The sequence below is a fragment of the uncultured Zhongshania sp. genome (assembly GCF_963975605.1).
Taxonomy (GTDB): Bacteria; Pseudomonadota; Gammaproteobacteria; order Pseudomonadales; family Spongiibacteraceae; genus Spongiibacter; species Spongiibacter aquimaris.
The window spans coordinates 80925-91405 of sequence record NZ_CAXBHN010000010.1 but is presented as its reverse complement, the minus strand read 5'-3'; the positions used below and the strand labels follow the sequence as shown (position 1 = coordinate 91405).

Below are 10481 nucleotides of genomic sequence, written 5' to 3'. Positions count from 1 at the left end.
TGGTATGCCGCGTTAAGTTGCCGCAGCGTCGAGTCTGGCGCTGTGGCAGGTTTTTACCTTCCCCTCCAGATGGATGACTCTCTGCGCCAAGGAACTCCGGTACTATCACTTAGTTGTTACTAGCGAGAATAATAATATGTCTGACAAACTCGATTACGTGAAAACCCGGCGCGAAGACGTCGATGAGATTCCCCTGAAATGGCAGCGGCTTATTCAGCGGGTGGTGAAGCATTACACTCGATTCAATGTCTGGGTTTATAAAAAGAGCAATGGACGGTTATTAAAGAATTTTCCGGGCGGCTACCCAATTTGTATTGTCGGGATGACTGGACGTAAGAGTGGTGAGCGGCGAGAGATTGCTCTCATACATCTGCCCTGGGGTGACAAAAAGTTGTTGGTTGCGTCGCAGGGTGGGATGGAAAAGCACCCTCAGTGGTATTTTAATATTGCGGCTAATCCAGAGATCGACATTATGGTTGGTGGCGACCAGCGCTCGTATGTTGCCAGCCAGGCAAGCGATGACGAAAAACGCGAATTGTGGCCGCATCTATTAAGTCTCTACCCTGATTTTGATGAATACCAAGCTCGCACTGATCGCGATATTCCGGTTTTCATTTGCTGCGAAAATTAAAGAAATAATAAAAATAAAGGAAAGACGATGCTTGAATCTTGCGAACAAAATGCGCAGCAAACGCGGCTGGCATTTCACGGGATTGTTATTTTATTTCTCGGCTTGCTATCGGGTATAGGATTTTCCTATGCGGCGGCCACGACGGACGTTAGCTCCGGCGCATATGGCGCCTGGCGATTTGCGCATATGGAAGGCATTCTCAACGGCTTGCTAGTCCTTGCAATCGCCGGTGTATGGCTAAAGTTTGAGCATGGTGCGAGGTCTATGACGGTGGCCCGCTGGCTTTTGGTGTTGGGTTGCTATGCCAATATTATTGGGCCGATTATCAATGCGCTATTTATTGCCAAGCGCCTAATTGTTCCAGAAACTGGACTAGAAGCTTTTGTGGTTTATGGCTTTTATATTCCGGGAACCTTGCCGATTTTTGCACTCGTGATTTTTCTTGAGAACCTGTTTAGGCGTATTCGCAGTTCATAATGGTCAATCGGCCACGTTTTAAAATTGCGTGCAGTGAAAGACCTGCGGGCGTTCAATTTTATTAATGGTGTTGTCGCGCTGCGTTTATGCCCAGATTGCCTTTAGTCATGGACAGAAATTAAGCGGTAGCTCACATTTCCAGCTTGTTTGTCTTTATCGATGCGCCAGTTGCTTGGCAGTGCGGGGAGTGGCTCGTCGGTGGCGGTCTCAATGTAAATAAGGGTGTCATTTGGCAAAGATTTGCGCCCGAGGGTCGCGATGGTCGGAGCCAGTAAATCTTTATGGAATGGTGGATCCAAAAAGATAACCTGGTGATTTAGCGCTGTGTTGGCAAGATATGCCTCTGCGGTTTGGCAGTGTACGGACGCTGTCGTGCATTTTAGGGTGCCGAGGTGTTCGCGTATTTGTCGGCAAGTGATGGTGTCGGTTTCGATAAAATCGCAGTGGGCCGCGTGGCGGGACAGGGCCTCTAGTCCTAGTGCGCCGGAGCCAGCGAATAGGTCGAGGCAGTTTGCGCCGTGGAGATGGGGGCCTAGCCAATTGAAGAGGGTTTCGCGAATTCGATCACTGGTCGGACGAAGTCCTTCCGCCGCCTGAAAGTGCAGTTTTCTGCTGCGCCACTGCCCGCCAATGATTCTCAGCATGCCTTGTGCTTCTTTACTGTGATGGCCTTGCGGTTTGCGCATGGGTATTCCGGTGCCAGTTACTCAGAGAAATGGTAGGATAAGGCTTTTATTTTTGCTGTAAACCTTACCTCGGAATTTAAATACCCGCATGACAGATAACGCCACACCCTCTGAACTAGAATCGGAACAAAAAAAGAAGGGCTTATTTGCCCGTTTTAAAGAGTCTTTTATTGGCTCGGAAGAGGATCAGGCGGCACTGGCGGCGGCTGAAGGCTTTATCGACGATGCCGAGATAGCCCCGTGGCAGCACCTTGAATTGTCGCCAGAAGAGCAGGCGTCCTTGCTGGTTCGTTTCCGCGAAGGCCTCAGTAAGACCGGCGCGCAGCTTGGCGAAGGCATGGCCAATTTGTTTCTCGGTCGCAAGGAAATCGATGATGAGCTGCTGGAAGAAATCGAAACCCATTTGCTGATGGCGGATGTTGGCGTCGATGCAACTCAGCAAATTATTACTAGCCTGACTAGCCGAGTGTCGCGCAAAGAATTGAATGACCCAGAAGCCCTGTATGTGGCTTTGCAAGAAGAGTTGAGCGTTATGTTAGCCTCAGCTGAGGAAGAGCTAGTCATCCCCATTAGTGATAAGCCCTATGTGATCTTGATGGTGGGTGTTAACGGCGTGGGTAAAACTACAACCATCGGCAAGTTGGCTAAGCAGTTTCAGGCCGGCGGCCGCTCGGTTATGTTGGCGGCGGGCGATACCTTTCGTGCGGCAGCGGTGGAGCAGCTTCAAGTGTGGGGCGAGCGCAATGAGGTCCCTGTGATTGCACAGCACACTGGGGCGGATAGCGCATCGGTGTTGTTTGATGCGTTGCAGGCAGCGCAGGCCAGGGATGTTGATATTTTAATAGCCGACACCGCCGGTCGTCTGCACAACAAAGACAACTTGATGGAAGAATTGAAGAAGGTGGTTCGGGTGCTCAAGAAGCTTGATCCCGATGCGCCTCATGAAGTGATGTTGGTATTGGACGCCGGTACCGGTCAAAACGCGCTGTCGCAGGCTAAACATTTTCAGCAGGCGGTTGGGGTCACAGGTCTGACCTTAACCAAGCTGGATGGCACGGCCAAGGGGGGGATCGTTTTTGCGATTAGCAAACAGCTTGGTATTCCAATTCGTTTCATCGGCGTTGGCGAAGGTATTTTAGATTTACGGCCCTTCCGCGCTAATGAGTTTGTCGGTGCCTTATTTGGGTGGCAGCAAAAGCAATGATTGAATTTGATCAGGTCTGCAAGCGTTACGAAGGCGGTTATGAAGCGCTTACTAACCTGAGTTTCCATATTCCCCGTGGCGAAATGCGGTTTTTAACCGGCCACAGTGGCGCCGGTAAAAGCACCTTGCTAAAGCTGATTATGGTGATGGAGCGGGCGAGCTCGGGGCAGGTGATTGTCGGTGGCCGCAATTTATCGCGCCTGCCAGCGCGTCGTATTCCAGAGGTACGCCGAGAGGTGGGGGTGGTATTTCAGAATCACCAATTATTGTTTGATCGCACGGTATACGACAACGTCGCTTTGCCTCTGATTATTGCCGGTTATGGGCATCGCGATGTAGGCCGTCGTGTTCGGGCGGCCTTAGATAAAGTGGGCTTGCTGGATAAAGAGCGCAAAAACCCTATTACTCTTTCTGGCGGTGAGCAGCAGCGAGTGGGTATTGCCCGCGCTGTGGTGAATAAGCCCGCCTTATTACTTGCTGATGAGCCGACTGGTAACCTCGATCCGCAATTGTCAGCAGAAATTATGCACTTGTTTGAGCAGTTCAAGCAGGTCGGCGTAACGGTGCTCATTGCCACCCATGATTTGGGGCTGATAGCACGCATGCCATATCGGCTACTGACCTTGCGCAATGGGCAGTTAGTGACGGCAGGGGGAGATAGTGATGTCCCCCAATAAGCAGAATAAAATGAACAAGCGTCGTTTGGGCAAGCTAACAGCGCCACCGGGTAAAAAGGACGTGAAGGGCGCGCGCAAGCACAAAACCAGTATCGGTGATCGCTTTGCGGGCTACCGCAGTCATCACCAGCAAGTGGCGCTGGATAGTCTGCGGCGCTTGGTAGCGCGACCTGCGACCTCATTAATGACGACCCTGGTAATTGCCATTGCCCTCGCATTACCGGCGGGCTTGTATATAGGGTTGAATAATATTGATGCGGTGAGTGATGGCTGGGAAGGCGCTGCCCGTATTTCTTTGTTTTTAAAGCCCTCTGTCAGTGCTGAGCAGGGCGAAGGTTTGCGGCGTAATATCGCCGAGCGCGAGGCAGTGCTGTCGGCAGAATATATCTCTCCCGCCAGTGCCTTGGAGGAGTTTCGCGCCAGTTCCGGTTTTGGTGATGTACTCGATCAGCTCGACACCAATCCGCTACCGGGTTTGATTGTAGTAACGCCGCGGGAAGCCAATGTGTCTGCCGATGCTGTCACGGCCTTGCAGGCCGAGCTTAGTCAGCTGGCTGAGGTCGACCTCGCTAAGCTCGATATGGAGTGGCTGCAGCGTCTGAATCGCATCACAGAGCTAGGTCGACGTTTAACCTTGGCGCTGGCTGCGATGCTGGCAGTGGGTGTGCTCCTTATCATTGGCAACACCATTAAATTGGCGATTGAGGGGCGGCGCGACGAAATTCTAGTGGTTAAGCTGGTCGGTGGCACCAATGCCTTTGTGCGTAGGCCCTTTCTGTATACGGGGCTTTGGTACGGCTTAGGTGGCGGATTGATGGCGTGGCTTTTAGTGCAAAGCGGGCTGTTGTGGCTGCGCGGGCCGATTGCCGATTTGTCGCTTTCTTACCAGAGTGACTTCCACCTATTGGGTTTAGGCTTTATAGATACTATATTACTGTGGTTATTTGCGTCGCTGTTAGGCCTGCTGGGCGCGTGGCTGGTGGTGGGGCGAGAACTGCGTGCAATCGAGCCGCGCTAGCGCCATTTGGGCTGGGGACTTGAACTTTACTGCGTTTGGTACTCTAATAAGCAGCGGTGTAAAACCGCGATTCATCAATAAATTCTAGGAGGATGTGCAATGAGTAGTCATTTACAGCCGATACAACAGCTTGTACCGGGTGGTGATCTCTCTGCATATATTCAGTCCGTTGGCAGTATCCCTGTGCTTAGCGCAGAGCGTGAGCGTGAGCTGGCGGAAGATCTTTTCTACCACGACAGTGTAGAGGCTGCGCGTCAGTTAGTTATGTCGCACTTGCGCTTCGTGGTGCATATTGCCAAGAGTTATAAAGGCTATGGTTTGGCGCAAGCTGACCTAATCCAAGAAGGCAATGTTGGTTTAATGAAGGCCGTTAAGCGTTTTGACCCCGAAAAAGGCGTGCGCTTGGTGTCATTTGCTGTCCACTGGATTAAAGCTGAGATTCACGAGTACGTTTTGCGCAACTGGCGCATTGTGAAAATTGCCACCACCAAGGCACAGCGCAAATTGTTCTTTAATTTACGCAGCGCAAAGAAAGAGCTGTCTTGGCTGAGCAATGATGAAGTGCACTCTGTTGCCGCGGATCTAGGCGTCGATGTAGCGGAAGTACGCAGAATGGAAGGGCGTTTAAGCTCCGTTGATGTGGGTTTTGATGCCGACACTGACGACGAGCGCGGTCCAGTTGCACCGGTTCACTATCTTGAAGATCGCAGTGCAGACCCTGCTTTACTACTGGAGTCTGACAATCTGGAAGAGAGCAACCACCAGAGCCTGTCTTTGGCATTGTCTGATCTCGACGAGCGCAGCCGTGATATTCTGCAGAGCCGCTGGTTAACTGACAATAAGGCGACCTTGCACGATTTGGCAGATCGCTATGGGGTTTCAGCTGAGCGTATTCGCCAGCTAGAGCAAGCGGCGATGAAAAAGCTGCGCGTAGCCATGGAAGCTTAGCGCTAAATACCCTCTTTAAGTTGCAATAAAAGCCCCGCACTGCGGGGCTTTTGCATTTTTAAGCCTTTAATTCCAATGCACTTCGACAGCTGGCTTTTTTAAGACCGCGGAGATCCGTACAATAGCGACCATTAATGGATAATCTGGGCAGACATATGGCATCCCTAACGCTTTTGCTAGCGGCGATTCTTGGATTTCTTGCGGTTGGCTTGGGTGCCTTTGGCGCCCACGGATTAAAGGCGAGTTTGTCTGCGGACATGATGGCGGTTTATCAAACCGCCGTTCAGTACCATTTCTATCACTGCTTCGCACTATTAATTGTTGGGGTGCTAATGCACATCGGTGTTCAGCATACGTCATTAAAAATATCGGCTGTGCTGTTCTTTGTGGGCGTGCTGGTATTCAGCGGCAGCTTATACGCCTTGGCATTAACCGGCACACGCTGGTTGGGTGCAATTACCCCAATCGGAGGCTTAATGTTTTTAGTGGCTTGGGCGTGTTTGGCCTATTCAGCGTGGAAAGCAATGTAATGACAGAGAATGCCGCACCCATCCGTCGCAAGATTAAAAGTTTTGTTCTTCGTACCGGTAGAATGACTGACGGCCAGCGCCGCGCCTATGAAATCAATCTGGCTGAATTAGGCCTGCAGCGCAGTAGCGGTATGCAAAGTTTTGAGCACACATTTGGGCGCGTAGCGCCGGTGGTGCTAGAGATTGGCTTTGGTATGGGAGACTCCCTAGCTGAAATGGCTGCCAACGCCCCCGAAAATGATTTTATCGGCGTAGAAGTTCACACACCCGGTGTGGGACGCCTGATGTACTTGGTGCAAGAGGCCGGTCTGACGAATGTGCGTACTTACGAAGATGATGCGGTGGAAGTGCTGGCGCAGTGTATACCTGACAATAGCTTAAGCCGCGTTCAGATCTATTTTCCTGACCCGTGGCACAAAGCTCGCCATCACAAGCGCCGCCTAATTCAGCCACAGTTTGTTCAGACCTTGCGCAATAAGCTTACAGTCGGCGGTGTGCTGCACTTGGCTACTGATTGGGAGAATTACGCTGAGCATATGATGGACGTCATGGCTGAGGCCGAAGGCTATCGCAATATGGCGGGTGCTCGTCAATATTCGCCGCGACCAGAGTATCGTCCCATTACTAAATTTGAAAAACGCGGTGAGCGTTTAGGTCACGGCGTTTGGGATTTGTTGTTTTCTAAGACTGAGTAGCAGAGCTATACGCTCTCCATAAGCATCATTTGTTTGTGATTTAAGCGTGCGGCGTTGTAACAAGCGGGGTGTGGCTTGGTCTTTTTGATGGTGTAGCGCATTTAATAATAACAATGAGAGCCGAGATCATGACAAATCCATTACTATTTTTTGTTGAATTGTCGCGTCAGCCTAAGTGGGTGGTTGTGTGGGTTGCCTTACTTTTAGCAGTAAATATAGCGAGCCTGCTGTTTTGGGACGAGTATGTCGCGAAGATTATATTTGCCACATTTTTAATATCTGCGACCGCGATGATGTTGATGTTCAGTATGGTTGGGTATCAGCGCGTGTTGGGCTTGGCGCACATTTTATGGATACCATTGCTGTATTTTGTCATTAGAGAAATTTCCCTCGCGGAGGGTAGCTACCAAACGTATTTGATCTTGCTCGCCGCCTGTAACAGCATATCCTTGGTATTTGATGTCCGCGATGTCTGGCTTCATTTTCGGTCGGTAGACTAACTTCCCTCATTTGATGATTCACAAGGCACCCATAAACCGCTAGACATAATCACTTTGCAGCGAGCCCATTGTCTAAATGCGCGTCGTGAACAATAGTGTGCTTTGTCAGTGCTGTCGTCACTACCCGCCGCGGTGCGAAATTGTATGCGCCGACCGTCTATGGCCAGCACTTCTCTTACTGCCCAATCACTTCCTCGTTCAGCGTTGCTGTAGTAAAGACCGGCTTCAATTTTTAAAGGTGTTCGTGCCCGCCGCCGAGCGCTTCGCGATGCGAGTTCAAATAAATCGCTTAGATCGTCGGGCGTGATATCAATAAACGAATTCATTTGATGCAGCGCGGCGGCGAAATCCTCCTGCGCAATATCGGGACTAATATGCCGAAATGAGGCCTTAGCGCCAGCGGTCGATGGTGTTTGATGGCGGCGAAATAAGTGGCTGGGATAGCGACGCCATTGAAATAGCGCATTAAATAATATGCCACAGCTGACCAGGGCGATGGTATTTAGCAGCACCGGGAAAACCAGATAGTTATAGCCTAAGTCGATAACGTGACTGCCGCCCGCCACTGCAAAAAGTGCCGTAGCGCCACCCGGCGGGTGCAGACAGCGCAGATGGTACATGGCAAATATGGCTAAACCTACCGCGGCTGCGGCCGCAAAGTCGGGGTTGCCAAGATGCTGCTGGCAGTACACACCAATACTGGCGGATATAAGGTGGCCGCCGATGACTGGCCATGGTTGCGACAGTGCGCCGTGGGGAACGGCGAAAATAAGCACTGCAGAAGCCCCTGCAGAGGCGACGATGAAGAGTGTTGCTGGCCCTGTTAGATAGATATTGGAGATTAGGTAACACAGGGCAATGCCGAAAAAGCCGCCCAGGCCAGACAGCAGCTTTTCGAGCTGACTGGTGGTGTTCTGCTCAATGCCGATGGCCTGGCCGACCTCATTTATAAATTTGCGCATCTGATTTTTACAGCTTTAGGGCGATTATGGTGCGCATGCACCATAGTGAGCCTTATATTGGGGCGCCTATAGTAAAGACTTGCTTTAAATTCGCATAATGAATATATATGATCCTTAATATCAGAAAATCGGAATTAGTGCGTGTTCGTAGCTAGCGTGACCGTTGGAGACCCAGATGGACATTGAGTTAGCTCGCACCTTTTTAGAGGTGATGAGTGCGGGAAGTTTTTGCGGTGCAGCTGAGCGGCTGCATGTAAGTCAGACAACGGTGACTGCTAGGCTGCAGTCGCTAGAAGAAATAGTGGCCTGCCAATTATTTGTTCGCAATCGAAGTGGTGCGCGTTTAACAATCGAGGGCGAGCGCTTTGTTGCCTATGCAACGACCTTGGTGCAAACCTGGGAGTGCGCCAAGGGCGAAATGAAATTGCCACGTGGTCGCGAATCGCGTTTGCGCATAGGCGCTGAAACAAGTTTGTGGAATCCGGTGCTGACTAATTGGGTCGCGTGGTTGCAAGAGTACTGCCCTAGCATCGCGATTAATACCGACGTCTCGGATGCAAAAACACTGCTGACTAAATTAGAAAAGGGCTTTCTCGACGCAGCGATTGTGCATAGGCCGAATTACTTTTCGGGATTTATGGTTGAGCAGTTGTTAGAAGAAAAATTGGTTCATGTGCAAGTACCGACAAAAAACACGCCCAATCTATTTGTCGATTGGGGGCCTGAGTTTAAGGCGCAATACGACGCCGTTCTTCCCCAGCCAAGGCAGGCGGCACTTACCTTTAATTTGGGGCCGCTAGCGTTGCGAGTGATGTTGCACAGCGGCGGGAATGGCTATTTTAGAACGCGTGTTGTAGAGCCGCATTTACGAAGTGGCGAACTAGAGCGAGTAGCGGATTCCCCAGAGTTTACTCATCCGGTCTATTTGGTTTATCGCTCTACGGAACCGTGTCCAGATTTGCACTCTGCGCTAGACGGCTTGCGAGCAGTCGTTCGCGAGGACAGTGAGTGGCATCTTTGATTTTTTAAAATGTAAAAAAATGTAATGCCGTTTTGGTATGGAGTAGGTTTTTATGAGCACGATGTTTCAAGCGCTGAGATTTCCCTGTGGTAAGGAGATGCCAAATAGATTTTTCTTATCGCCACTCACGAACTCTCAAAGTTTTGCCGACGGCTCTCTGTCGGATGATGAAATTAACTGGTTAGAAATGCGTGCCAAGGGCGGCTTTGGATTAACAATGACAGCCGCCGCCCATATTAATAAAGACGGTCAGGGCTTTCCGGGGCAGCTGGGAATTTTTAGTGACAGCCAATTACCTGGACTAAAAAAATTGGCTAAGAAAATAAAATCGCATGGCAGTCTTGCCGTTGTGCAGCTGCATCATGCGGGCTTGCGATCTCCGCGCGAATTGACGGGCTTGGCACCTGTGGCGCCGACGCCATCTGAAAAGTTCGCGGCGAGAGGCTTAAGCCACGGTGAGGTGAAACGTCTAATTGAAGATTTTATACAGGGTGCGGAGCGCGCAAAGAACGCGGGCTTCGATGGTGTCGAGTTACACGCCGCACATAATTATATTATTTGCCAATTTTTAAGTTCTGAATTTAATCAGCGTACCGACGAGTATGGCGGCTCTTTGCAAAATCGCTCAAAGGTACTGTTCGATATAATCACTGGAATTCGCAAGCGCTGCGGTGCAGGATTTTTACTTGGTGTTCGCTTAACGCCCGAGCGTCATGGTATTGAATTAGCGGAAGCGGTAGCAACCGCAAAGACGTTATTTGAAAAGAGAGAAATTGATTTTCTCGATATTTCGGCATGGGATATTTATAAAGAGCCTGCCGATGAATCGCTCCGGGGTCGTAGTTTGTTGTCTTATTTTACCGAGCTAGACCGTGGTGATATACGCCTGGGTGCGGCAGGTAAAGTTTATACTCCAGCAGATATCAAATTTGGTTTAGATGCCGGTTTAGACTTTGTATTAATGGGGCGGGCAGCAATGCTGCATCATAACTACCCATCACTACTTAGTGCGAATAGTGAATTTGCTCCCAATCGCGCACCGGTCAGCAGAGACTATTTGCTGGCTGAAGGTTTAAGTGCTGCGTTCATTGATTATGTAGGCGGCCAGTGGCCTGATTTTGTTTCGTCTTAG

General features: G+C 50.5%; 13 protein-coding genes. 11 read left to right on the top strand and 2 right to left on the bottom strand.

All coding sequences use genetic code 11. From position 1 onward, the window contains the following. Window positions 1-136: 136 nt before the first annotated feature. Complete coding sequence (locus AAC007_RS10545) at window positions 137-631, top strand: nitroreductase family deazaflavin-dependent oxidoreductase (protein WP_339676598.1); 495 nt, start codon at window positions 137-139, stop codon at window positions 629-631. Between the two features lie 27 nt (window positions 632-658). After that, a complete protein-coding gene (locus tag AAC007_RS10540) occupies window positions 659-1108 on the top strand; it encodes a hypothetical protein (RefSeq protein WP_339676596.1) in 450 nt (149 codons plus the stop codon). 101 nt (window positions 1109-1209) lie between these two features. On the opposite strand, the gene rsmD is transcribed toward AAC007_RS10540, so the two are convergent. After that, window positions 1210-1794 carry a 16S rRNA (guanine(966)-N(2))-methyltransferase RsmD gene (rsmD, locus tag AAC007_RS10535; RefSeq protein ID WP_339676594.1) on the bottom strand — a complete coding sequence of 195 codons (585 nt, stop codon included), beginning with the start codon at window positions 1792-1794 and terminating at the stop codon, window positions 1210-1212. Window positions 1795-1882: 88 nt separating this feature from the next. Between rsmD and ftsY the strand changes: the two genes are divergently transcribed. From ftsY to AAC007_RS10500, 7 genes are all read left to right on the top strand, one after another. After that, window positions 1883-2998, top strand: coding sequence for a signal recognition particle-docking protein FtsY (ftsY, locus tag AAC007_RS10530; RefSeq protein ID WP_295874974.1), 1116 nt, complete (start codon window positions 1883-1885; stop codon window positions 2996-2998). Then, complete coding sequence (gene ftsE / locus AAC007_RS10525) at window positions 2995-3675, top strand: cell division ATP-binding protein FtsE (RefSeq protein ID WP_339676593.1); 681 nt, start codon at window positions 2995-2997, stop codon at window positions 3673-3675. Before ftsY ends, ftsE begins: the two co-directional genes overlap by 4 nt. After that, window positions 3662-4693, top strand: a complete 1032-nt coding sequence (ftsX, locus tag AAC007_RS10520; protein ID WP_339676591.1) for a permease-like cell division protein FtsX — start codon at window positions 3662-3664, stop codon at window positions 4691-4693. Before ftsE ends, ftsX begins: the two co-directional genes overlap by 14 nt. A gap of 99 nt (window positions 4694-4792) precedes the next feature. Continuing rightward, the gene (rpoH, locus tag AAC007_RS10515; protein WP_295874982.1) at window positions 4793-5641 is read left to right on the top strand and encodes an RNA polymerase sigma factor RpoH; all 849 of its coding nucleotides are present in this window, start codon (window positions 4793-4795) and stop codon (window positions 5639-5641) included. A gap of 155 nt (window positions 5642-5796) precedes the next feature. Further along, window positions 5797-6171, top strand: coding sequence for a DUF423 domain-containing protein (locus tag AAC007_RS10510; protein WP_219042810.1), 375 nt, complete (start codon window positions 5797-5799; stop codon window positions 6169-6171). Next, window positions 6156-6866, top strand: a complete 711-nt coding sequence (gene trmB, locus AAC007_RS10505; protein WP_339676589.1) for a tRNA (guanosine(46)-N7)-methyltransferase TrmB — start codon at window positions 6156-6158, stop codon at window positions 6864-6866. The genes AAC007_RS10510 and trmB overlap by 16 nt, the downstream gene beginning before the upstream one ends. A 128-nt stretch (window positions 6867-6994) precedes the next feature. Then, a complete protein-coding gene (locus AAC007_RS10500; RefSeq protein ID WP_339676587.1) occupies window positions 6995-7366 on the top strand; it encodes a hypothetical protein in 372 nt (123 codons plus the stop codon). Here the strand turns inward: AAC007_RS10500 and AAC007_RS10495 are convergent. Then, the gene (locus AAC007_RS10495; RefSeq protein WP_339676585.1) at window positions 7363-8328 is read right to left on the bottom strand and encodes an HPP family protein; all 966 of its coding nucleotides are present in this window, start codon (window positions 8326-8328) and stop codon (window positions 7363-7365) included. The genes AAC007_RS10500 and AAC007_RS10495 overlap by 4 nt on opposite strands. A gap of 175 nt (window positions 8329-8503) precedes the next feature. On the opposite strand from AAC007_RS10495, the gene AAC007_RS10490 reads away from it, so the two are divergent. Both AAC007_RS10490 and AAC007_RS10485 read left to right on the top strand, forming a co-directional pair. Next, window positions 8504-9349 (top strand): LysR family transcriptional regulator, encoded by an 846-nt coding sequence (locus AAC007_RS10490; RefSeq protein WP_339676584.1) that lies wholly within the window; start codon window positions 8504-8506, stop codon window positions 9347-9349. Window positions 9350-9401: 52 nt separating this feature from the next. After that, the gene (locus tag AAC007_RS10485; protein ID WP_296434290.1) at window positions 9402-10481 is read left to right on the top strand and encodes an NADH:flavin oxidoreductase; all 1080 of its coding nucleotides are present in this window, start codon (window positions 9402-9404) and stop codon (window positions 10479-10481) included.